At 44.3% G+C, this 24,563-nt stretch carries 20 protein-coding genes; 11 read left to right on the forward strand and 9 right to left on the reverse strand.

Annotated elements, in window-relative coordinates; genetic code table 11:
• Positions 1-217: 217 nt before the first annotated feature.
• The 5 genes from IQ234_RS00105 to IQ234_RS00125 are packed head-to-tail and all read left to right on the forward strand — an operon-like array spanning position 218 to position 4,923.
• Positions 218-1,474, forward strand: coding sequence for a GAF domain-containing sensor histidine kinase (locus IQ234_RS00105; RefSeq protein WP_193955563.1), 1,257 nt, complete (start codon positions 218-220; stop codon positions 1,472-1,474).
• Positions 1,449-1,592 (forward strand): hypothetical protein, encoded by a 144-nt coding sequence (locus tag IQ234_RS00110; RefSeq protein WP_193955564.1) that lies wholly within the window; start codon positions 1,449-1,451, stop codon positions 1,590-1,592. The genes IQ234_RS00105 and IQ234_RS00110 overlap by 26 nt, the downstream gene beginning before the upstream one ends.
• A gap of 2 nt (positions 1,593-1,594) precedes the next feature.
• Positions 1,595-1,969 carry a type IV pilus biogenesis protein EbsA gene (gene ebsA / locus IQ234_RS00115; protein ID WP_193955565.1) on the forward strand — a complete coding sequence of 125 codons (375 nt, stop codon included), beginning with the start codon at positions 1,595-1,597 and terminating at the stop codon, positions 1,967-1,969.
• 37 nt (positions 1,970-2,006) lie between these two features.
• The gene (locus IQ234_RS00120; protein WP_193955566.1) at positions 2,007-3,083 is read left to right on the forward strand and encodes a phosphotransacetylase family protein; all 1,077 of its coding nucleotides are present in this window, start codon (positions 2,007-2,009) and stop codon (positions 3,081-3,083) included.
• A gap of 40 nt (positions 3,084-3,123) precedes the next feature.
• Positions 3,124-4,923, forward strand: a complete 1,800-nt coding sequence (locus tag IQ234_RS00125; RefSeq protein ID WP_193955567.1) for an ABC transporter ATP-binding protein — start codon at positions 3,124-3,126, stop codon at positions 4,921-4,923.
• A 24-nt stretch (positions 4,924-4,947) separates the two neighbouring features.
• Here IQ234_RS00125 and aroQ read toward each other — a convergent pair whose 3' ends face one another.
• Complete coding sequence (gene aroQ, locus IQ234_RS00130) at positions 4,948-5,403, reverse strand: type II 3-dehydroquinate dehydratase (protein WP_110578339.1); 456 nt, start codon at positions 5,401-5,403, stop codon at positions 4,948-4,950.
• Between the two features lie 243 nt (positions 5,404-5,646).
• Here aroQ and mutL point away from each other — a divergent pair, with 243 nt between their 5' ends.
• Entirely contained in the window at positions 5,647-7,299 is a 1,653-nt protein-coding gene (gene mutL, locus IQ234_RS00135; RefSeq protein ID WP_193955568.1) for a DNA mismatch repair endonuclease MutL, read from the forward strand.
• 259 nt (positions 7,300-7,558) lie between these two features.
• On the opposite strand, the gene IQ234_RS00140 is transcribed toward mutL, so the two are convergent.
• Entirely contained in the window at positions 7,559-8,029 is a 471-nt protein-coding gene (locus IQ234_RS00140; protein ID WP_002741005.1) for a DUF4079 domain-containing protein, read from the reverse strand.
• Between the two features lie 255 nt (positions 8,030-8,284).
• On the opposite strand from IQ234_RS00140, the gene der reads away from it, so the two are divergent.
• From der to IQ234_RS00155, 3 genes are all read left to right on the forward strand, one after another.
• Complete coding sequence (gene der, locus IQ234_RS00145) at positions 8,285-9,643, forward strand: ribosome biogenesis GTPase Der (protein WP_002766078.1); 1,359 nt, start codon at positions 8,285-8,287, stop codon at positions 9,641-9,643.
• 3 nt (positions 9,644-9,646) lie between these two features.
• The gene (locus tag IQ234_RS00150) at positions 9,647-10,522 is read left to right on the forward strand and encodes an energy-coupling factor transporter transmembrane component T family protein (RefSeq protein ID WP_193955569.1); all 876 of its coding nucleotides are present in this window, start codon (positions 9,647-9,649) and stop codon (positions 10,520-10,522) included.
• A gap of 454 nt (positions 10,523-10,976) precedes the next feature.
• The gene (locus IQ234_RS00155; protein WP_193955570.1) at positions 10,977-13,259 is read left to right on the forward strand and encodes an Ig-like domain-containing protein; all 2,283 of its coding nucleotides are present in this window, start codon (positions 10,977-10,979) and stop codon (positions 13,257-13,259) included.
• Between the two features lie 322 nt (positions 13,260-13,581).
• Here the strand turns inward: IQ234_RS00155 and IQ234_RS00160 are convergent, their stop codons facing one another.
• Together IQ234_RS00160 and IQ234_RS00165 are read right to left on the reverse strand one after the other, a co-directional pair.
• Entirely contained in the window at positions 13,582-14,037 is a 456-nt protein-coding gene (locus IQ234_RS00160) for a peroxiredoxin (RefSeq protein ID WP_110577841.1), read from the reverse strand.
• A gap of 49 nt (positions 14,038-14,086) precedes the next feature.
• The gene (locus IQ234_RS00165; protein ID WP_193955571.1) at positions 14,087-15,781 is read right to left on the reverse strand and encodes an ABC-F family ATP-binding cassette domain-containing protein; all 1,695 of its coding nucleotides are present in this window, start codon (positions 15,779-15,781) and stop codon (positions 14,087-14,089) included.
• 277 nt (positions 15,782-16,058) lie between these two features.
• Here IQ234_RS00165 and IQ234_RS00170 point away from each other — a divergent pair, with 277 nt between their 5' ends.
• The gene (locus IQ234_RS00170; RefSeq protein WP_193955572.1) at positions 16,059-17,702 is read left to right on the forward strand and encodes a CocE/NonD family hydrolase; all 1,644 of its coding nucleotides are present in this window, start codon (positions 16,059-16,061) and stop codon (positions 17,700-17,702) included.
• On the opposite strand, the gene IQ234_RS00175 is transcribed toward IQ234_RS00170, so the two are convergent.
• The 4 genes from IQ234_RS00175 to IQ234_RS00190 form a co-directional block, all read right to left on the reverse strand.
• Positions 17,685-18,260, reverse strand: a complete 576-nt coding sequence (locus IQ234_RS00175) for a hypothetical protein (RefSeq protein ID WP_193955573.1) — start codon at positions 18,258-18,260, stop codon at positions 17,685-17,687. The two genes, IQ234_RS00170 and IQ234_RS00175, sit on opposite strands and share 18 nt — an antisense overlap.
• 110 nt (positions 18,261-18,370) lie before the next feature.
• A complete protein-coding gene (locus IQ234_RS00180) occupies positions 18,371-19,330 on the reverse strand; it encodes an aldo/keto reductase (protein WP_193955574.1) in 960 nt (319 codons plus the stop codon).
• Between the two features lie 46 nt (positions 19,331-19,376).
• A complete protein-coding gene (locus tag IQ234_RS00185; protein WP_193955575.1) occupies positions 19,377-19,568 on the reverse strand; it encodes a hypothetical protein in 192 nt (63 codons plus the stop codon).
• A gap of 120 nt (positions 19,569-19,688) precedes the next feature.
• Positions 19,689-21,182, reverse strand: coding sequence for a polysaccharide biosynthesis/export family protein (locus tag IQ234_RS00190; protein WP_193955576.1), 1,494 nt, complete (start codon positions 21,180-21,182; stop codon positions 19,689-19,691).
• A gap of 136 nt (positions 21,183-21,318) precedes the next feature.
• On the opposite strand from IQ234_RS00190, the gene IQ234_RS00195 reads away from it, so the two are divergent.
• Complete coding sequence (locus IQ234_RS00195; RefSeq protein WP_193955577.1) at positions 21,319-23,517, forward strand: phosphoketolase; 2,199 nt, start codon at positions 21,319-21,321, stop codon at positions 23,515-23,517.
• Positions 23,518-23,584: 67 nt separating this feature from the next.
• Here IQ234_RS00195 and IQ234_RS00200 read toward each other — a convergent pair whose 3' ends face one another.
• Positions 23,585-24,520: a 2OG-Fe(II) oxygenase gene (locus IQ234_RS00200; RefSeq protein WP_193955578.1), complete on the reverse strand. Its 936-nt coding sequence runs from the start codon at positions 24,518-24,520 to the stop codon at positions 23,585-23,587.
• Between the last annotated feature and the right edge of the window lie 43 nt (positions 24,521-24,563).

Below are 24,563 nucleotides of genomic sequence, written 5' to 3' on the forward strand. Positions count from 1 at the left end.
CCCAAATCCCGATACAAAACTTATTATTCTTAAACTTTTTTTAATATATACCGTGAGCCACCCCGAAAATATTGACCAAACCCTTGTCCTACTTGCTTTTTACTGGCTGCCCTCCCTCCAAGGAGAGAGTCATTCTCTCCCCTGTCAACTGGGAAATAAAACTCGCAACCCTAGCTTTATCAAGGTTTTCTGATTTTTTACTTTTTACTTTCTTAGTATGCCCTTCTCCTTCCCCTCCCGGACTCCCCTGAGTGATGATTTTATTGCCCTGTGTCAGGCACAGATGGAACTTTTGCGGGAGCAAATGGAAGCGGACAGAAGTGCGGTTTATTTAACTGAACCTTTATCGAGTAATTTAATCCCAGTTGTTGTTTATCCGCCTTTTAATCCCCCTTCTCACCCAAAAAAGCGGCTTTCCTTACAACCAGGGCAACCGGCGGCTGACTTGTTAACTGCGGTTAAGTTAGAAGATTTATCCCACCTCTGGAGTAATCAGGAGACCGTCAGCGGTCATCGCTTGTTTTTACCCTTAATGTACGAAGAGGGCATGATCGGATTATTGGTGACAACCAGAGAAAAACGACCTTGGCAAAGTTGGGAATTAACCCGGATGGCAAAAATCACCCAAACTCTCGCTTTAGCCTGTGTACTTGATCGCCAATTGGGAGAAGAACGTTATTATCGACAATGGCAACGTCAGCGCCTCGATACCTTTCTCCATCAAATCCGCAATCCCCTTACCGCTTTAAAAACCTTTGGTAAACTTCTACTCAAAAGGCTTTTAGCCGAAGAAGGTAACGATCCTGCCATTACTGGTATATTGAGGGAAAGCGATCGAGTTCGGGACTTAATTGCCGAATTTGAGGCACAAATTCAGCAAGAAAGGGAAAACTACCCCACCGTCGATATTCCTCTCCTGCAAGCTCAATCTTCCCCCACCGCCTTTCTCTTGCCTGCTGGCAGCAGCCAACTAACTCTGATCGATCTCCATGATATTCTCGATCCGCTGCTCCTTTCGGCCCAGGCCGTAGCCAAAGAGAGAAATCTCAGTCTAGAAACGATTTATGGGGAAGATATAGCACTTATTCCGGCCAATATCCCCGGTTTGCGGGAAGTATTCAGCAATTTAATTGATAATGCTCTCAAATATACTCCTGCTGGCGGAAAAGTCACCGTCGAGGTAAAAAATGTTAAGAATAGTGTAGAAATTGTTTTTAAAGACACAGGTTATGGTATAGCGAGGAGTGATCAAGAAAGAATTTTTCAACGTCACTACCGGGGAGTGCAAGCAGGGGGAGATATACCTGGTACAGGATTGGGTTTAGCGATCGCCAAAGAATTAATTACCAGCATGGGGGGGACGATTGAATTTATCAGTCCTAATCCCGATCCAACAAGTTCCCCTTACCCCGGCACGGTTTTTCGGGTTAGCATGCCAGTTATAGCCGATGATCACCTCAGTAGAGAAAGTTGATCTGGTCGTCAATTCTGCCTATGTTCTCGATCGGGAGATTGCCTGGGGCGATCGGTTAAAATATAGGGAAAATATCAGTGTCACTGGTAACTTGGCCGTGAAGCAAAGAATTAACTAATTATGCCGACGATCGAACAATTAGAACCCGCTAATAAGGCTGATGTGTTAGTATATATGCCCTACTATGCCAAGGACAAACATAGTATCCTGCCCTATGCGATCGCTTTGTATCAAGGAGGATCTTTAGAAGGTTGTCGTCACATAGAAAACAGTGAAGGGATTCCCTTTGTGGCCTCTTGGTATGTATCAAAATTGCCCTCGGAATTGACCCGTTGTCGTTTACAATTTGAAGGACAGGCCGACCTAAGCTATGAGATGACGATTATTAACGCCGAGTTGATCGAATATCTCATCGGTGCAATTAAAACCTTTAAGCAGCTAGGTTCGGCCGACTTTTCGCAGGGATTTTATCGGAAACTGCTGCGATTTGAATGATAAAAGTCGGGATTTTACGGGTTAAAAGGAGCAAATCGTGGCCAAATCAGCCAAATCTATACTTATCTCTTCCCTAGAACCCCTCAGTGGTAAATCGGGAACTGTCGTCGGTTTAGCGCATCTCTTGCGACAAAAAGGACTAGAGATAAGTTACGGCAAACCAGTGGGCAATTGTCCGGGCTACGTCGATGGGCAATTGGTCGATGAGGATGTAGAATTTATTCGGCAATTATTAGAATTATCCCCCGATCAGCTGCGTTTACCCCTGATCTACACTGATGCGGATTCCGTTGCTAAACGTTTACAAGGTGTAGATCAACAGGACTACGGCAATATTCTTGCTGGTTATCTCGCTCGAGTTAACAGTGATATTATCCTCCTCGAAGGGCCGGGGACTCTCTGGGAAGGCAGTATTTTTCAGTTATCGATGGGGGAGATGGCCAAAATTCTCCACACTCCAATCCTATTGGTGGCCCGCTATAGTTCTCCCCTAATTGCCGAGAGTCTGCTGAAAGCAAGAGAGGAATTAAATAATCAGCTGCTGGGGGTAGTGATTAGTGATATCCCGGCCGATGATTGGGAGGAAGTACAATCTCTCCTGAAACCCTATTTGTCCCGCCAAGGGGTGGAAGTTTTAGGACTGTTACCTGCTAGTAAATTATTGCGTAGTATTAGTGTTCGGGAAATTGTCCATCTTTTGGGGGCAAAAGTATTATGTCGGCCCGATCGTTTAGATTGGATGGTAGAAAGTTTAGCGATCGGGGCGATGAATGTCAACGCCGCTTTAGAATATTTTCGCAAGGGGGAAAATATGGCTGTGATTACGGGGGGTGATCGCACAGATCTCCAGTTAGCTGCCCTAGAAACTTCTACCACCTGTTTAATCTTAACTGGTTCTATCTCTCCGGATCCCCTAATTTTGGGCAGGGCCGAGGATTTAGAAGTACCGATTCTCTCGGTAAATTTAGATACTCTCAGTACCGTGGAAATCGTCGATCAGGCTTTCGGGAAGATCCGCTTACAGGAACAGGTAAAAGTCGCTTGTATTCGAGAATTAATGGAGGAACATTTCCAAATTGATCGCCTGTTAGAAAAGTTAACAATAGGGGCGTAATTTCTCCCCAGCTGCCCAGAATTTCACTGGAAATCACTTCATGAGTCTATCATCCTCCCCTGTGTCATCTCCGGTCAAAGAAAATGACTGGAGCTTATTATTAAGATTACTTCCCTACGCAAAAAAGCAAAAAGCCCTGCTATTTTGGTCATTAATACTTCTTTTTCCCCTATCTCTCACGGGGGCGATCCAACCCTTAATTATCGGTCAAGCGGTTTCCCTTTTGCAAAAGGAACAAACTTGGGATTTTTTGGCTCGAATACCCTTAACAGCAGCCATTAATACCCTAATTATTATCCTATCGGCTGCGATTATTTTACGACTGATTTTAGGGACAACACAAGGTTATCTAGTGCAGAAAGTCGGTCAGTCAATTACTGCTAATGTCCGGGAAGATTTATTTAGCCATGTTACTTCCCTTTCCTCTAGTTTTTTTGATCGCTCTCCCGTGGGACGTTTAGTCACTCGTTTAACTAGCGATGTGGAAGCATTAGGAGAAGTTTTTGCTAGTGGGGCGATCGGAGTTGTCAGTGATCTGGTTAATATTTTAGTTATTATCCTCACCATGTTTACCCTGCAATGGCAATTAGCTCTATTGTTGGTGTTGATGTTATTTCCTGTCACTGCTTTAATTATCTTTTTTCAAAAACAATATCGCAGCGCTAACTATCAAGTACGCGAGCAATTATCAAAACTTAATGCTCAATTACAGGAAAATGTAGTCGGAGTTAATATTGTTCAATTATTTCGCCGCGAACGCTTTAACGCTGAAATGTTTCGCGCTACCAATACTCAGTATCGTCGCTCCCTAGATAAAACAATTTTTTATGATTCGGCCGTCTCAGCTACTTTAGAATGGATCGGATTAATTGCCGTGGCAGGAGTATTATGGTTAGGGGGTATTTTGATTCTCCAAAAAACTATTGATTTTGGGGTTTTATCGGCTTTTATTTTATTCTCCCAACGTCTCTTTAATCCCCTGCGTCAGTTTGCCGAAAAATTTACCATGTTTCAATCGGGTTTTACTGCTATTGAGCGCATTGGGGAATTAATTAGTATTCCCATTGAAATCAAAGATTCTAACAATTATAAAGAGATTTCTTTCCCAGAAAAACGTCAAACTGGCGAGATTATTTTTGAAAATGTTTGGTTTGGTTATAAACCTGATGAATATATTATTAAAGGTCTTAATTTTACCATTAATCCCGGTGAAAAAGTCGCTTTAGTCGGTCCCACCGGTGCGGGAAAAAGTTCGATTATTCGTCTTCTCTGTCGTCTTTATGAACCAAGTAAGGGCAGAATTCTAGTGGATGGTATCGATATCCGTTATCTTCCCCAAGCGGAATTAAGACGTTATATCGGTGTGATTCTCCAAGAAACTTTTCTCTTTGCTGGAGATGTTACTCGCAATATTACTTTAGGAGAAAATTATGATTTTGAGCAGGTGAAGGCAGCGGCTAAATTAACTAATATCGATCACTTTATCGAGGAGTTACCCGATGGTTATCATACTCTTTTACGCGAACGGGGCGCAAATTTATCGGGAGGACAAAAACAATTACTCGCTTTTGCGAGAGTCGCTATTCGTAATCCCGAAATTCTAGTTTTAGATGAAGCTACCGCTAGTTTAGACGTGGGGACAGAAGTATTAATTCAAGAAGCTTTAGAACAGATTTTAGTCGATCGTACTGCTATTATTATCGCCCATCGTCTCTCCACTATTCGCAATGTCGATCGAATTCTTGTGCTGAAACGCGGGGAATTAGTCGAATCGGGAACCCATGAAGATTTATTAACCAAAGACGGCCTCTACGCTAGTTTATCGAAAATTTGGGTTTAAAACCCCGAAGTTCGAGCATTTGTATTAAATTTTCCCATTCTTTTGCAAATAATCGACTAATGCCCATAATCCTAAGCGATAACTTTCGGCCCCAAAACCGCTAATCTGTCCGATAGCTATATCGGCAATGTAGGAATGATGACGAAAAGACTCGCGTTTGTAAATATTGCTTAAGTGTACTTCCACACAGGCAATTTTTGTGCCTAAGAGTGCGTCGCGGATGGCGATACTGGTATGAGTATAAGCTCCTGCATTAATCAAAATACCGTCATGCTGACCCCATGCTTGCTGAATCCAGTCCACTAATTGCCCTTCCTGATTGGACTGGTGCGCGGTTAAATTCACCCCTAAACGGGTAGCTTCTTCGCTTAAAAACTGGTTAATCGCCTCTAAATTGATGTTACCGTAGAGATTCGGCTCTCTTTTCCCCAATAGGTTTAAATTCGGTCCGTGTAAAACCAGAATGCTTAGTTTATTCACTACTGTCTTCCCTATCATCACCAGAATTAATCTTATCTCGATCAGGGATTATTGCCTATCAACAGCATTTTTGCCGATTTAGTATCATTGGACTTGCTCCAGGAATATCGCTATATTTGATCAGTGGAGCGGGATAGCAAGGAAGCAGCGATCGCCGATAAATTGGTAGGGAGGGGAGTCCTTAATCATGCACCCCCTGTGCGACAATATATCGAGTTTGCCCTTGGCTAAAACCATTAATTGATGACCTTGCCCATACAAGTTTTACCCCAAGACGTAATCGATTTAATTGCCGCAGGAGAGGTAATCGACTCTTTAGGCGCTGTAGTGCGGGAATTAGTCGAAAATGCCATTGATGCGGGGGCAGATAGGATTAGCATTGATATATCTCCCCAAAATTGGCGAATACAAGTATCGGATAACGGTAGGGGAATGTCTAGAGAAGATTTGCAACTGTGTAGCTATGCCCACAGTACCAGCAAAATCCGCCAACGGGACGATCTTTGGCAGATTACCAGTCTCGGATTCCGTGGTGAAGCTTTGCACAGTATCGCACAGGTGGCGCGTCTGCGGGTTGCCAGTCGTCATGACGATGATTTAGGTTGTTATTGTCTTTACAATCACCGGGGTGAGCCGGATAATTTAGAAACGATTCCTATAGCTATCGGCACTATCGTCACGGTAGAGAATCTCTTTGGTAACTTTCCCGTGCGTCGTCAAGCTTTACCTTCAATTAACAAACAATTAAAGGATATACAGACTTTAATTCATAATTTTGCTCTCTGTCATCCCCAAATTACTTGGCAGGTTTTCCAAGATCATCAAGATTGGTTACGCATCAGTCCGAGTAAGGATGCCAGTCAAATATTACCGCAATTAGTTAAATCTCTGCATTTTAACGATTTAGCAGCCCTAAAACTTGACTTAACGACTCCTGACGCAGAATTGGCTCAAATTGAATTAGTCATTGGGTTGCCCGATCGCATTTCTCGCCATCAACCGGATTGGGTTAAAATTGCTGTTAATGGGCGAATGGTGCGCTCATCGGAGTTAGAACAGGCAATATTTCAAGCTTTCGCTCGCACAGTCCCGAAAGATCGCTATCCCGTTTGTTTTCTCCATTTACATCTTAACCCTCGTTCGATCGATTGGAATCGTCACCCAGCTAAAGCGGAAATATACCTGCATAACCTCGTTTTTTGGCAAGAACAGATAATTTCAGCCATAGACAAGGCGTTAGGACTAAATCCCGAACATATACCCGAAAAAGCGCAAAATCAGCGCATCAGTCAAATTCTCAAGGCTGCCGAAGAAAAAAGCACTTATATAATAGGGGAGAAATCCAGGAAAAATCGGCTGGAATTAAAGGCATTAGCCCAAATTCATCAAACTTATATAGTTGCCGAACATCCTAACGGATTATGGTTAGTGGAACAACATATTGCCCATGAGCGGGTTTTGTACGAACGTTTAGAGGATAACTGGGAAATCGTGCCTTTAGACAATCCGATCATCTTAAATCAGTTAACTACTCGACAAATCGAACAATTACAACGTTTAGGATTAGAAGTTGCTAGTTTTGGCGATCGCTCTTGGGCAATTCGTAGTATTCCTGTTCTACTAAAAGAACGGGAGGATCGGGCTGATGCTTTACTAGAATTAAGTTTAGGGGGGGATTTACAAACTGCTCAGGTGGCCACCGCTTGCCGTAGTGCGATCCGCAACGGTACAGCTTTAAGTTTAGAAGAAATGCAGAATTTACTCGATGATTGGCAAAATACCCGTAATCCCCGCACTTGTCCGCATGGAAGACCGATTTACTTATCCTTAGAAGAAACTTCGCTCGCTCGCTTCTTCCGTCGTCATTGGGTAATCGGCAAAAGTCACGGCATTTAATCAGTTATCAGTGATCAGTTATCAGTTATTAGTGAACTGTTCACTGAAAATTGGCAGATATGGCTAGGGAGCATCTCATACTAAATCCGTTAAGTATAGGCTACTTATGAGGACAGGCAAAAGGCAATAGGCAATAGGCAAAAGGAGCAATAGATAATCAGTTTTAATAACTGGATTTAGTGTCAGTTTTTTGCTCCCCTCTCCCTTCTCCCATGGGGTGAGATGCGTCTGATGACGCATCCTCTCTGTTTAGGTTTTCTTACATTTTGCTGAGAATACGCTGGACTATATCCATTCCTGTGAAGGCTTGCCAGCCAAAAAGACCTAAAATGACGGCATTAAGGGTAATATGGGTGATTCTAGCCAATTCGTTGCCTTTTTGCATTAAAGGTACTAAAGCGGCACTGATTGAGATTAAACCCACCATCCCTAAACCGGCCAGCAGATGGGGACCGACAAATAATTTACCGTTATTAATATAAGTCACCGCCATACCCCCGATCGTCCCCAACACCATTAAAGCGAGGATGAGGGAGCCAATTTGATAGTGTTTAGTGCGAAAATTTTTGGGCAATAATTCTTTTTTTAGATCTTTATCTGCTGTCCGCGTCCGTCGCCATTGTAGCCCCGAATAGAGCGCATAGATAGTTAATCCTAATAAAACCCACATGAGAATGGGATGGCCAAATTGTGACCAAGTTTTTACGGCACTGGGAATCTCGAAGTTCATAGTTGTCTGTTCTCATCAAAGATCGCTTCTTAATAAAAATTAACATGAATCGCTCGCGCTTCCTTGTTTTCTGGGTCACTAGACCTGTCATACTAAATCCCGTTTAAAAGCTATAGGAGAGTGGGGTGCGGGGAGAATAAATAAAAATAGTCTCCTGACTATCTTTGTTCAAACCAACATTTAAATCAACCAAGGTCGATCGCAAATCGCTATGATAGAATATTGGGTCTTTAATTTCCGTCCCCTCCTCCCTTTATGAAACTGCCTGTCGTCGCTATTATCGGTCGTCCCAATGTGGGCAAATCTACCCTCGTCAATCGTATCGCTGGAGATCAACAGGCGATCGTTTTCGATCAACCCGGGATTACCAGAGATCGCACCTATCAACCAGCTTTCTGGTGCGATCGAGATTTTCAAATTGTCGATACAGGAGGGCTAGTTTTTAACGATGACAGCGAATTTCTCCCTTTAATCCGCGAACAGGCTTTAATCGCCCTAGCAGAGGCAAGTGTGGCGATTTTTGTCGTCGATGGCCAGGCAGGAATTACCGCCGGCGATCGAGAAATTGCCGCTTGGTTACGACAGCAAAATGTCCCGATACTTTTGGCAGTTAATAAATGTGAATCGGTGGAACAGGGTATCCTGCAAGCGACGGAATTCTGGGAATTAGCCATCGGTGAACCCTTCCCCATCTCGGCCATTCACGGCTCTGGTACAGGAGAACTACTTGATGCGCTGATTAAATATTTGCCACCCGGGGCGGCAATTCCCGAAAATGAAGAAATTAAAGTGGCAATTATCGGTCGTCCTAACGTCGGTAAATCCAGTCTCCTCAATGCTTTAACTGGACAACAACGGGCGATCGTTAGTCCGATTTCGGGAACCACCAGAGACTCGATCGATACTTTAATTGAACGAGAAGGACAGGTGTATCGGTTAATTGACACCGCCGGCATTCGCCGCAAGAAGAATGTGGACTATGGAGCCGAATTTTTCAGTATTAACCGTGCTTTTAAGGCAATTCGCCGGTCTGACGTGGTGCTATTCGTCATCGATGTGCTAGATGGTGTCACCGAACAGGATTTAAAATTAGCGGGGCGAATCATTGAAGAAGGGCGTGCGGTGGTGTTAGTGGTCAATAAATGGGATGCGGTGGAGAAAGACACCTATACCATCAATACTTACACCAAAATGCTCCAGGATCGGCTGTATTTCATGGATTGGGCAGAAATGATCTTTGTCAGCGCCATGACGGGGCAAAGAGTCACCAAAATCCTCGAATTAGTCGATATTGCCGCCGAATCTCACCGTCGTCGCGTCAGTACCTCGGTAATCAACGATGTGATCGAAGATGCGGTTAAATGGCACAATCCCCCCACCACCCGGGGCGGAAAACAGGGGAAACTATACTATGGCACGCAAGTATCGAGTCAACCCCCCACGATCGCCCTTTTCGTTAACGATCCCCAGCGCTTTAATGATAACTATCGCCGTTACATCGAAGGGCAATTCCGGCAACAGTTAGGCTTTAAAGGAACCCCGATCCGCTTAATCTGGCGGGGCAAACCGGCGCGAGAAGTGGAAAAAACGGTTAATAGAGCCACCAAGGTCTAATTTATGGATTTATTGCGAAGTTTGCCCATCGGTCTTTATCTCGATCAACCGATCACCCGACTACATCAACTAGATGCCAGGGTAAAATTTATCTGGTTAATGGCGTTTTTAGCAGCACCTTTATTGGCTAATGCTTGGTGGCGTTTAGCTTTGGTGGGATTATTAATGTTGTTAACCCTGCTTGCACCTATTCCCCCCCGCGTCTGGCGGCAACAGATGGGCTGGCTGATATTTTTAGCGATTATCGTCTTTCTGATTACTGCCATCACTCCCGATGGTTTAGGGGTGAGTATTCAGCCTCGTTTACCGGAGGAAGGGCTGAATTTACCGCCAGCAAGTGATTATCAGTATGTTTTATGGGATAAAGGCCGTTTATTTGTTACCCGACGTTCTTTGGAATTAGCAGTGAGAATTAGTACCCTAATTTTTACTTTGATTTATAGCACTAATCTCTTTTTATTGACGACGGCCCCGGAAGAAATTACCGAAGGTTTAGAGAATTTAATCAGTCCTTTACGGCGATTTAATGTGCCGGTGACGGAAATTTCTCTGACTCTGACCCTCTCTTTGCGCTTTATTCCTCTGGTTTTAGAAGAAGTGCAAAATCTAGCTAGGGCAGTGCGAACTAGGGCGATCGATTGGCAAAAATTAGGGATTAAAAGAAGTTTAAACGTCTGGTTAACAGTCGTGGAAAAGTTACTAGATAATTTGCTTTTACGCGCCGAACAAATAGCGATCGCTATGGAGGTTCGCGGTTTTACCAGTCCCAATCAGCATCAAGTACGCTGGCACCAATTACAGTTAAGATGGGCTGATTTTATTGCTTTATTTTTGTTAATTCCCTTTTGGGCAGCCCGATTAGTTTGGGGGGGGTTATAGCAGTTATCAGTTATCAGTTAGCAGTTAGCAGTTATCAGTTATCACTTCACTGATTACTCTTTACTGTTTACTAAAAAAACTCGCCACTTGCCAATTTCCTACTACAGATAGATAAGTAGTCATGCAAAATAAATTTCCTAGTGAAGACAGGCAAAAGGCAAGAGGGAAAAGGCAAGAGGGGAAATAAATAATCAGTTTTTAATAACTGGATTTAGGATAATTCTCCCTTTCTGCCACCCCAGGAGACTCCTTCCACAGAATCAATGCCACTGGCTGCTTGCCCCCCCTAAATGGTTACATACGATACATAATCTGTTATCATGTAGATACGGCGATTCTTCTGTCCGTTTTGTACCGATAACTCCTTATTGGATAAGCATTTCCACTTACAAGATGTACCAGACTGAGCCTGAATCCGCCGTATGTATAGAATTGTTGATTGGGAATTTTTATTATGACATTGCAGGAAGGCACTTACATCTGGGAATACGGCGATACCACCCAGGCTCTCTGGTTCACCGCTTCTTACAACACGGTCACAAATAAGTGGACTGTTGATATGAAGAACGGGTCGATGGACCTCAACGCATTGTGGTGGTCTAATGGCGATAGCAACGCGGATGGCGCTATCAAGTTGTTATCAAAGGATAACAGTCTCAATATGAATGGGACTGGTATCGTCTGGGATGGATACGACAAGATTTCCGATACGGGGTTAACGGGAACGGAGCATAATGGCAGCAATCTTCTGACTGCGGGTAATACCTACACTTACAGCTACAGCAAGGATCAAGGGGTAGAGATTGAATCGTTATTGGCGCAGGGTGTTGTCACCCTTGGTGTCAGAGCCACAAGCGTCAACGGCACTGGTGGTATCAAGGCGGTAGATGGGCAATTTGTTTTCGTTCCCTACGACAATACCCCACCCACAGTGACAGTCGATATCGTTAATGCTTCCCTGAACGACGGAACTAACAGTTCTCTAGTCAGCTTTGAATTCAGCGAAGATGTCACCGGTTTTGCCGACAGTGATGTGAACGTCAGCGGCGGAACCTTGAGCGACTTCACCCAGGTGGATGGCAACAGCTATACGGCCATCTTCACGGCCGACGATGCTGTGGAAACCATTGGCTCGGTGTCCGTGGCAGCCGATAGCTACAGTGACGCGGCCGGTAACAATGGTGGGGCCGGCTCGGATACGGTGACGATTGACACGCTCAATCCGACCCTCGCAGTCGATATAGTTGATGCTTCCCTGAACGACGGAACTAACAGTTCTCTAGTCAGCTTTGAATTCAGCGAAGATGTCACCGGTTTTGCCGACAGTGATGTGAACGTCAGCGGCGGAACCCTGAGCGACTTCACCCAGGTGGATGGCAACAGCTATACGGCCATCTTCACGGCCGACGATGGGGTGGAAACCACTGGCTCGGTGTCCGTGGCAGCCGATAGCTACAGTGATCTTGTCGGTAACAATGGTGGAGCTGGCTCGGATACGGTGACGATTGATACACTTAATCCGACCCTCGCAGTCGATATAGTTGATGCTTCCCTGAACGACGGAACTAACAGTTCTCTAGTCAGCTTTGAATTCAGCGAAGATGTCACCGGTTTTGCCGACAGTGATGTGAACGTCAGCGGCGGAACCTTGAGCGACTTCACCCAGGTGGATGGCAACAGCTATACGGCCATCTTCACGGCCGACGATGCTGTGGAAACCACTGGCTCGGTGTCCGTGGCAGCCGATAGCTACAGTGACGCGGCCGGTAACAATGGTGGAGCCGGCTCGGATACGGTGACGATTGATACACTTAATCCGACCGTGGGCATCACCTTCGACAACTCACCACTCACCGGCCAGAACTTTAGCACTACAGTTACCTTCCAGTTCAGCGAAGCCGTAAGTTTCACGGCCAGTAATGTCACCCTAGCCAACGGGGTGTTGAGCAACTTCACTGGCAGCGGCAGCAGCTACACCGCCACCTTCACCGCGACTGACTTCCAGTCGCCAACGGGAACAGTGGCAGTGTCCAACGACTATTTCGATACCCTTGGCAACCAGGGTGTTGCCAATTCGGCCAACATCGCCCTGACCGTGGGCGGCGGTTCTGACCCGAATGATGGGCCGTCTGGAGGCGACAGTGTGATTGGCTCAGGTACAATTGGCGCGGATTTCATCACCGGATCAACCGGTGACGACGACCTTAGCGGCATCGACGGCGCTGACACCATCAATGGCGGCGACGGCAATGACACCATCAACGGCGGCACCGGCGCCGACATTATCAGGGGCGGCACCGGCAACGACAACATCATCGGACTCGGCGGCTTTGATCTGATCTACGGCGGATCTGGCAATGATACCATCAATGGTGGTAATGGTATTGACACCATCGTCGGCGGGTTCGGCAACGATTCCCTCATCGGTGGCGGCGGCGACACCTTCCAGTTTCTGAGCATCTACGACCAGCAGGATGTGATCACCGGTTTCAACGACACCATCGTGTTCGATATAACCGGTGCCAGCGCCTTCACAGCCTTGGGTAGCGGGGCTTTGGGAACTACAACCTACACCGGTGCAATTGCTGGCGGTTACCTCACCTACAGCGGCGGGGTACTCTCCTACGATGCCGATGGCTCTGCGGGATCAACCTTCAGTCCGTTGGCGATCATCACGTTGACCGGAACTCTCACCCCCATCCTCTCCGACACCAACGTGCTGTTCCAGGCGCTCTAGCTCAAGCAGGCATTCCCCGTCTTATTTCTCCGGCCCCTGCTGGCCATTATTGCGGGGAATGTTCTTAACTTCTTCTGCTCCGCACCTGCTGGTAATGATTTGGTAGTAGTGGTGAGCGATGTTGCTTATCGAAAAAATCGGGTCTAAAACCTCGCCTTAAGGCGGAAAGTTTTTGGAGCGGGGCATAAATCCCCGTTACAAAAACGGCTTGCTTTCGGCTGAACTCACCGTCGAAGCCTGCCCCCTGCCTTCGTTAACGGATAGATGTTTTAATTTCTTCCCAACTAATTATCTGATCGGGATTTCTTTCATAATCATTAACCTAAAAAGATTTAATTGTGTTTAAAGATTCGGTAACGTGAGCTTTAAAATCTAACATAGAATCAAAAATATGTCTGACGATTCCCTCTTTATCAATGATATAGGTAACTCGTCCGGGGAGGACGAACAAAGTAGAGGGAACACCGAATAACTTCCGCACTCGGTTATCGCTATCACTTAAAAGGGTGAAGGGAAGATTATATTTTTGGGCAAATTGTTGATGGGATTGGGGACTATCGGCACTAATCCCAATAACTTCCGCACCCGCATCGGTAAACACTTCGTAACTATCGCGGAAAGCGCAGGATTCTGCGGTACAACCCGGAGTATCATCTTTGGGATAGAAATAAATTACTAGGGATTTTTTACCGATTAAATCGCCGATATTAACCGTTGCCCCTGTTTGAGAAGGAAGAGAAAAATTAGGAACTCGATCGCCTACTTTTATAGCTGCCATAAGATTAATTAATCGATAGATAATTGTGGATAGGGTGATACTTTACATTCTAACCTTTTTTGGCCTTTTGTTTAGCCCGTTTCGCGGCAGCTTTAGCCGCTTTTTCGGCTTCAATGCGTTTTTGTTCGGCTTTTTGTTTTTCTTCGTCTAGTTTTTCTAGATAATAGTGATAATCTCCCGCATAGACAATTAATTCCCCATCCCGAATCTCGACAATTTTGTTAGCTACCTGGGAGATAAAATAACGATCATGGGAAACAATTAAAACCGTGCCTTCATAAACTTTTAAAGCCGATTCTAACATTTCCTTGGCGGGAATATCGAGGTGATTAGTGGGTTCATCGAGAATTAATAAGTTAGCGGGAGCAAGTAACATCTTGGCTAAGGCAAGACGCGCTTTTTCGCCACCACTCAAGGATTCTACTTTTTTTAATACCGTTTCCCCACTGAATAAAAATCGCCCTAAAAGACTGCGAACTTCCACATCTTTCCAATCGGGAACTTCATCATGAATGGTATTTAAAACAGTTTTAGTTAGGTCTAAAGCTTCCGCTTGGTTCTGCTCAAAATAACTAGGAATAACGTTATGTTTACCGATTTCGATCGAGCCTTCTGTGGGAGCTTCTAACCCAACGATTAAACGTAAAAGCGTCGATTTTCCCGCACCATTCGGTCCTAAAAACGCCACTTGATCGCCCCTTTCTATTTCCAGATTTGCTCCCAAAAAGAGAATTTTATCATCATAGATGTGAACGAGATTTTTAATCGTTACCACTTCTCTACCACTACGCACTGCTGGAGGAAACTGGAATTTTAAGGTACGCACATCCGCAATTGGTGCTTCAATTTTTTCTACCTTTTCTAATTGTTTTTCCCGGCTTTTTGCTTGGGTACTGCGGGTGGCACTAGCCCGGAACCGATCAACGAAAGTTTGCTGTTTTTCTAGTTCTTTTTGTTGACGTTCGTAGGCACTTAACTGAGCAGATTGTTGTTCGTATTTTTGCTGTAGGTAGGCAGAATAATTACCTAAATAAGTAGTAGAAACTCCCCTTTCAGTTTCGACAATTTTGGTACAGAGGCGATCGAGAAATTCCCGGTCGTGGGACACTATGACCATGGGAGTGGTTAAATCCTTGAGGAATTTTTCTAACCATTCAATGGTTTCTAAGTCTAAATGGTTAGTTGGTTCATCGAGGAGTAAAATATCGGGAGTTTGCAGGAGAATTTTGCCTAAACTCATCCGCATTTGCCAGCCACCACTAAAGGAACTTACCAAGCGATCGCCGTCATCAATAGTAAAGCCCATTTCTGGTAAAATTTTCTCGATGCGTGCTTCTAATCCGTAACCATCTAACCCTTCAAATTGTCTTTGTAGGCGATCCAATTGATGAATTAAGCGATCTAATTCTTCAGGATCAGCTTTTTCCATCTGCTGGGGAATTTCTATTAGTTGATGGTGGACTTGATTCGCTTCTTGAAACACCGTCCAAAATTCCTCGCGTACCGTCCGACGGGGATCCACTTCAAATTCTTGGGTAAGATAGCCGATATGGAGACTGGTAGGACGGATGATCTCCCCGGCGGTGGGTTCCACTTCCCCCATAATAATCTTCAGTTGGGTGGATTTTCCAGCCCCATTGACTCCCACCAACCCGATGCGATCGCCAGTTTTTACTTCCCAAGTGACATCTTTTAACACTTCTCCCGTCGGGTAAATCTTACTAATTTTCTCTAGTCGTAGCATCGCTGATTTTTCTCCAGTCCTAGGCAGTTGAGGCAGTCCGTCTTTATTGTAACATTTAGTTAAGCTTTATCTGGTCTTTGTCAAGTTTTCTTGATTGAGCCACCTGACAGTATTTTTGATCTGAAAGAGATAAGTAGCTGCTTATAATTAAATTAAAAATGGATTTTAGGTTCGATCCCCCCTTAGTCCCCCCTTAATAAGGGGGGTGCCGATCCCCCCTTAGTCCCCCCTTAATAAGGGGGGTGTCTGATAATTTTTAACGCCTACCTACTTAATAATGTTTAATCCCTACCCCATAAAAAAAGAAACAGCTAGTTTGATCACCAAAGATGGAATTAGTTTAGCTGCCGATATTTATCGTCCCGATAGTAGGGAATCTTTTCCTATTTTACTAATGCGACAACCCTACGGAAAAACGATCGCTTCCACGGTGGTTTATGCCCATCCTAGCTGGTATGCACGTCAGGGTTATATTGTAGTAATTCAGGATGTGCGGGGACGGGGAAACTCGACGGGAAATTTTAATTTATTTGCCCATGAAATTAGCGATGGATTAGAAACTATTGAATGGGTTTTAACTATTCCTAATAATACGGGTGTGGTGGGAATGTATGGTTTTTCCTATCAGGGAATGACCCAATTATACGCGGCTGCTAATGGTCACGGCGCTTTAAAAACTATTTGTCCAGCGATGATCGCTCACGATTTATATCGAGATTGGGCCTATGAAAATGAAGCATTTAATTTACAATATAATCTCGCTTGGGCAATACAATTAGCATCGGAAACAGCTAAATTAAAAGGGGACGAAACTGCCTATCAAAAACTCTGGGTAGCTTCCCGAAATTTGCCCCTTTTTGATCCTGTTGCTGCCTCTCCCCAAATTTTACAGGATTTAGCCGCCGATTCTTTTTATCACGATTGGATTACTCGTTATCTTCCCGATGACTATTGGCAAAATTTATCACCGCAAAACCTTTTAAAAAATATCGATTTACCGATGTTACATATCGGAGGTTGGTTCGATCCTCATCTCCGGGGAACTTTGAGTTTATACCAAGAAATGCAAGCGCGTTCTATCTATCCCCAACGACTAATTATTGGTGCTTGGACTCATCTACCCTGGGGGAGAAAAGTAGGAGAGATAGATTATGGTCAACAGGCAATTAGTCCTGTGGATAAAATGCAGCTGCAATGGTTTGATTATTTCTTAAAAGGTCAGGAAACGGAGTTATTAAAAAATTCTCCTATGTATCTATTTCAAATGGGGTCTAATCAATGGCGATATCTGGAAAATTTTCCCAGAGAAAATCAGCAAATTTATTATCTTGCTAGTCAAGGTTTAGCCAATCTGCGCGAGGATGAGGGGAAATTAAGCGCGATTTTGTTAGAACCTGCGATCGAGGATACCATCGTTCACGATCCTTGGCGACCGGTCCCATCTTTAGGAGGTCATAGCGCCCTACCGGGGGGAATATTCGACCGCACCATGCTAGACTGTCGCAGTGATGTGATTACCTACACTTCTCCCCCCCTAGGGAAAGATTTAACTATTTTGGGTAGTCCCCGTCTGGATTGTTATTGTCAAGCAGACGCGGTTAGTTTCGATATCTGCGCGGTGGTTTCTCAAGTTACCCCCGATGGTCGAGTTTTTAATATCACTCAGGGTTATAAACGGGTAAATAATCCCGAATTGCCCCTAAATATGGGCCTGCAAGCCACTTTTATCACTATTCCTCAAGGTCATAGCTTGCGTTTGAGTCTCAGTGCCTCTTGCTTTCCCGCACATCCCGTCAACGCGGGAACCGGCAGCTATCCCCACGCAAGTCGAGCGATTGATTTTTTTAGTATCACAATTAAGGTTTTTTGTCAAGGAAATTTTCCTGCAAAATTGTTATTACCTTTAGTCGGGGAAAGCTAAACCGCTGCGGGGATCGCGAATGTATAAACCTAACACCAAGGAGGAGATAACCGTATCCCACACGGGGGTGAATTTGGGAGCACCATCGACCCAATAATCCATAGTAATTAAACATTGAACCCCGGAACCAATACCCACGGCAATGCGCGAATAAGCGGGCCGATTTTCTTGGGGGTCGATGAATTGAATTTGCACCCAAACAATGCGGACAGTTTGGCGTTTTTCTTGGATAACTTCGCCGATTTCGTGAGGATTGCGGCTATCTTCACGAGCTAACTTTTTGACCATTCCTTTCAGGGGTAATTCTTTCCAATCTCCGGGGGGAAGTAAATTATAGGAAACCTCTAAACGACAATCATCATCGGGGGGTTTTCTATCCAAAAAACGAAAGGAATTATCATCGGGTTCAAAATGCCAATCTTGAGGAACTTCAAAGCGAACTGCACCGCGACCAGCTACAAAAATACTGTTACCCGGACTAGATTTCCAGTTATGATCTGGATTTAAGTCGAGGGTTTCTTTAATCCATTGCAGATTGTGTTTTTTCGATTTAGCCATAGGGATAATCCTGCGGTAAGAATCGGACTATAGCTATAATTATACAGGCTTTTTCCTAAGAATTAACCAAAACTTCTATCCTCACCCTTAGGATAACTGCTGCATAATTTTTAAAAATCCCACAGCACAGGATTATCATCTAAGAAATCAGTTACCTGTTTACCAATATTATCAATTAATTTTAGGTCTTCTGGGGTTAAATTAATTGTCATTGCTTGAGCGTTATTAACTGCTTGAGCGGCATTTCTTACCCCAGCAATTGCATTAGTTTGTGGTTGTTTAATTAACCAAGCAAGAGATAATTGAGCTAGGGAACAATTATAGCCTTTAGCAATCGGTTCTAATTGAGTTAAAGCCGCTTGTACCCTCTGAAAGTTTTCGCCATGAAAAAGTTTATTTTTAATTCTATGATCCTCCGATGCTAACTGATAACCATTTCTAAATTTTCCTGTTAATAAACCTTGGGCAAGGGGAGAATAGGCCAAAATAGAAATATTATTTTCTATACAATAGGGCGTAATTTCCTTTTCTACCGAGCGCCAAAAGAGAGAATAGGGAGGTTGAATACTCTCAATTCTACCGTATTGACTGGCTTCTTCCAGTTGAGAGCGGGAGAAATTGGAAACCCCGATAGCGCGAATTTTTCCCTGTGCTTTTAGATAATTAAGAGCGGCCATAGTTTCAGAAATAGGCACTATTTCCGTGTTCCATGAGCCACTAGGCCAATGAATTTGGTAAAGATCAATATAATCAGTTTGGAGGTTTTTTAAAGAGCGATCACAAGCTGCGATCACTTCCTCATATTTGAGGTGATTAGCAAAGACTTTCGTGGCATAAATTACCCGTTCTCGCACATCTGCCAAAGCTTGAGCGACAATCGATTCCGAGTGACCTTCCCCGTAGATTTCGGCTGTATCTACAGTGGTAATTCCTGCCTCAAAAGCGGCACGAATAGCCCTAATACTTTCCTCATCTTCAATACCTGCCCACATCTTTTTTCCTGCTTGCCAAGTACCCACGAGAAGGGGAGTAATTTCTATATTAGTCTGACCGAGATAGCGTTTTTGCATAACAGTTTTTTTGATGGGTGAGATATGCTTAGGGTTTTAGTCGAGTTTAGGGCTGAAAATCCCACTGGAAGAGGACTAAAGTGACAAGGATAAAAACTTTTACCAGTAGGGGTGTAAAGAACAAACTTAATAAGCCACAAAAAAGACCTAATAAGCGGGTACTGAGGCTAATTATTTCGCCGTGAACATTATAGCTAATCGACAGGGAGATTAGGGCTAGGGTAAGGAGAAAAATCATAGTTTTCTTTCCTGAGTCTATCGAGCAGAAAAGCCGTGACCGCTCACGACTTTTCGCCGTTTCTATATCTATTATTAGCTCGATTACTTAGCTAATGACATCGGGTTAAAGTAAACTTTTTTAACGGAAAAGATTTAAAAATCCGTTGAAGAGGCCTGTCAGACCAGTAAAAGGACTTAAAACCGTGCCGAGGGTGTCGGTGGCAGAGGCCAGATTGCTACGATGAACCACAACCACATCATTATTGCGGAGGATCGGGTTAGTTTTCTCGTTGATACCCTGGGAAAAATCGATGTTAATTGAGGTTTTGGTGACGGTTCCGTTAGGATTGAGACGAATTAATTCCACTGTGGACTGATTAGCGCGACGCTTATCAAAGTCTCCTGCGGTTAAAATTGCCTGATTGAGAGGGGTATTGGGAGGAACTTCAATTATCCCCGGTTTTTTCACCTCCCCGACCACTTTCACGTTAATGGTTTTAGGGGCAAAACTAGCCGATGCAAGGGTTTCCGATTCCTTGGCCGAGATTTCAGTCGCGGTGGGGATAATCACCGTATCTCCTTCTTGAAGAAAGATATCGCCAGTTATATCACCTTTTTCGAGCAAACTCCAGAGATCTACGGGGATTTTCTGCTGGGAACCGTCACGAGTATAACGCAGCACTTGCACCTGTCGGATATCGGCGAGGGGTTTGATGCCTCCCGCTTGTTGGATAGCTTGGGTTAGTCGGGCCGGTTGTCGTCGAATTCCCCGATTATTCTCTGTGGTAACGGTGTTAACTTGATTGGGGACAATACGATGAGACCCCGGGCGATAAACTTCTCCCACCACAGTAACATTAATTTCTCGATCGCTATCTAGTCCAAAATTGGCATCGGCTAATTGATTGACTTCCCCGACGCTAAGGGTCGTTTTAGTGGGAATAACGATGCTATCGCCATCTCTAAGGCTAATATCTTGGGTTTTATCGCCTTTTTGGATTAATTGCCAGAGATTGGCTTGAATTAGCTGTTCTTGTCCCTTGAGATTGCGTCGAATTTGAACTTGACCAATATCGGCCACCATAGTCACTCCCCCCGCTTGCCGGATTATTTCGGTCAATAGGGGCGTTTTTTGGCTTTGTTCGGGGTTAATTGTATAAGTACCCGGACGATTGATTTCCCCCGCGATGGCGATTTGCAGGGGCCGGGGGGTGAGAACGCTAACAGTAACCACGGGACGTTTGAGATAGGTGGTGTAACGTTTGGCCAGGGTTTGGCCGGCTTCGGTGACGGTCATTCCTTCCACTTTGACGCTACCAATTAGAGGTAAAGTTAGGGTTCCATCGGCTAAAACAAGGAAATCACCGCTTAAATCCGCGACTTGGTAGATGGTGACGCGCACTTTATCCCCTTCTCCTAGGGTGTAATCTTTGCTTTCTGCGGGGATAGGGGCAATCGCTTCTTTAGGGGGTGCAGCGCTACTAGGAGGATTAGCTTGGACTGGGCGAGCTTCTAAGGAAGTTAGAGGGGCAATAGTGCCGATAATTAATAGATAACGTAGTGATTTGCTGATTAAATGCTGTAATTGGCTGCTATTTAACATGATTAATAGGATTAATTTTATCGTTAACATTGGCGATCAGTGTAGCACAAATAGTCGATCGCCTATGGAAACCCCCTGTAATATCGCATCTATCGAGAGTTACCGCTAACTGTAAGATAGTTTTAATGATTGCCTGTATGTAAATGTAAAGGGGTATATTAATTTTATGACAGCTACTAGCACAATTCCCGATTTTTGTCAAGGAATAAAATATTTTGGGGGTTCCTTACCCGAATTTGATAAATATGCAGGAAAAGCCGCTATCGCTGAGGGAAAAACCGCTATTATTGCCGCTAATGACCCAAATGCTATCTATCAAACTCTCCTAGCCGCCGATGCTTTGCGTTACCTCACCCTACAAATCACCGCTACCAAAGAATCGGGACACCCCGGCGGTTTTGCCAGCGCTGCCGACGTGATTGCCTCTTTGATGATGTTAGGCCAGAAAAATATTTTCACCGAAGTGGGCCATCATGCTCCCGGTTTTTATAGTAACGTCTTTCTCGATCGCTCTCTGGAAGCCATGGGCATCAGCAACGTCAGCCAATTGGGAGAACGTTTTCGGGAAAAACACGGACTTTTAGGACATCTTTCTGGACAAATCCCCGGACTGCTCGGGCCCGCTGGTCCTTTGGGCCAAGGCCAACATTTCGCCATGGCAGCGGCCAAATTACACCCTAATACCCTTTTCCCTGTGACTATCGGGGATGGTGGTTTAGGAGAACCCTACATTATGAGTAGTTTTGGTCATTTTCACACTGCTTATCCAGAAATTACTAATTTTCTGCCGATTTTAGTTTGGAATGGCTATTCTCAAGAACACCATAGCATGGTGTCCCTGAAAACTAACGCCGAAATGGAAGCCTATTGGCGCGGTAATGGTTTTGAGGAAGTGATTCTTATTAATGCTAAAGACTTCGATGATGCTAATCAAAATGGGGAATATGTAGATAGCACCAAATTCTCTTTTAACCAGCGTCTGGAGTTCATGAAAGCGGTGTTAATGGCCACGGATAAAGCCGCCCAATTAGCTCTAGGTGGTAAACTAACCGTTATCATTATTAAACAACTGAAAGGGGCGGGAGTTCACAAACGGGGAGCGGCTTCCCATAATCTTTATCCTGGAGATTCTTTAGAAAAAGATTATATCGTTGCTGCCTTACAAGAACGCGCTTTACCCCCAGAAGCTTGGGCAATTGTTCGTACTAATTTCGAGCGCTCTGGAGGGGGTTCAGCAGGGGAAACAGTGGTGACGGAAAAAGTCTTACCGCTGCCGGATTTAGGAACCTTACCGATGACCGAATATACTGTGGGTGGCGATAAAAAAGTGGCCACCACTGCTATGGGGGAATTAGTGGTAGCTGTGGGTAAAGCTGACCCTAATTTTGTTGTCACTAATGCTGATGGTAATGCCGCTTCAGGAATTAATAATATTAACGTCGGTTTAAAGATTATTCACCCCACCACCGATGATACCTATTTCCAAGCACCTAATGGTCAAGTTTATGAACCTTTAAGCGAGGATGCCTGTGCCGGATTAGCCGTCGGTTTATCTCTCTTAGGAGCGCGGACTTTATGGTGTTCCTACGAGTCTTTTGCTATCAATGGTTTACCGATTTGGCAAACTGTAACCCAAGCGATGGCCGAGTTACGTCGTCCCACCCCTTCTACTATTACTTTATTCACCGCCGGAGCCTTGGAACAAGGGCGTAATGGTTGGACACACCAACGCCCAGAGATTGAAAATTATTTCGCCGCTATGATGCGAAATGGTAATATTTTCCCGCTCTTTCCCTGCGATGCTAACAGTATTCAAGTCTGTTATGAATGGGCGTTAGGAACTAGCAATAAAGGCATTACAATCACCGCGAGTAAATCGCCTTTACCAGTACGAACCAGCTTTGAGCAAACCCGTCAAGCTTTGGAAAAAGGCGGCATAATTCTCCACGAATCGGAAGGCAGTAAAAAAGTCGTTTTTGCCGTCATTGGTGATATGACTTTATTACCCGTTTTTGATTCTGCACAACAGTTAGAAGCAGCTGGAATCGGCGTAAAAATCGTCTCGGTAATTAATCCTCGTCGTCTCTATCGTCCTAGCGATGTGATGAGTGAAACTAGCTCGCAAGCTGATAATAATTTCCTTGATGATGCTGGTTTTGATAGTCTCTTTGCTGGTGATGCTTTAATCGGAGTAACCGGTGGTACAAGCGCCATGTTAGAACCGATTCTGTTACGCAGTAACACCCGTCGGGATGTCTTCGCTTGGAAACGGGGAGAAACCACCGCCAGTGCCGGGGAAATTATGGCCTATAATGGCTTAACTGCCAATGCTTTAACTGCGCGTGCTACCCAGTTATTAGGTTAAGTTCCCAGTTAGTTTTTTTTGATTATTCCCTACTCTCTCTGATTGGAAAGTAGGGATTTTTTTCAGGTCACTTTTGCCAACGGGGTAAACTTTTAATCACTTTCCATAGGCGAGGATATTGGAGGGATAGATAGCGTTTAATATGGGATTTTAAACTAACTAAATCCTGAGATTCTTTTAGTTCTCTATCTTGATAAAAACGAATTAAATCATCCCGTCTTTTCAGTAAAATTTTAATTTGTTGGTAATCTTCTGCGCTTAAAACTTGATGGGGTTGAATATTTTCTGGCAGCGGGCGCGGGATGTAAAAAGTTGTATGAGATGGGGATAATTCTTCGATAGGACGTTCTTTGGTATAGAGATAGATAGAAAGAGATTTCCGGGATAAATGTCGTTGATTTTCTGGTAAATTAATCTGAGAAAATCCATGCCATGAATATTCATTGGTTTCAAAAATAAGACAACGATTAAAGATAGGGACAAAAGATTTAATCTTATTTTCTTCCGGTTGGCGAGGATTGGAATGTAACTCTAGATTCCCTCCCCAATCTGCTTGCCATTGGGGATTTAAATAGATTAATAAATTCAAGCGGCGATGATACCAGTGACGCTCATCGAGGTTAAAATCAATGTGAGGATCTAATTCTTGACCGTGTAAATTTTCGTGGGTTCCACCCCCATAAAAACTAGGGTCTGGAATTAAATTGTCGATACCAGTTAATTGGGAAATTAACTCGAGAAACTCTTGAGCTTGAATGTAGCGGCCAAACTGTTGATAAACACCCCCCAAACCGATTAAATCCTCATTAACCGCCTTCCCGCCAACTTTTCCTAACTCACTAATGGCTTTTTGCGGATTAAAACTGGGAAAATTTTCCAGCAAAATTTGCGCTTGCTCCCTAACTAGAAAATTATCGATGACCAAATGCTTAAACGGTTGCGCTGTCTCAAAATCTTGACGATAGACAGAAGATTTCTCATAAACAAGGGGATTGATAAACATTAGACAGCTTTTTTGTTGGTATGATAAATTGTAGCAATCAAAC

Source organism: Microcystis aeruginosa LEGE 91341, assembly GCF_015206885.1.
GTDB lineage: Bacteria > Cyanobacteriota > Cyanobacteriia > Cyanobacteriales > Microcystaceae > Microcystis > Microcystis aeruginosa_H.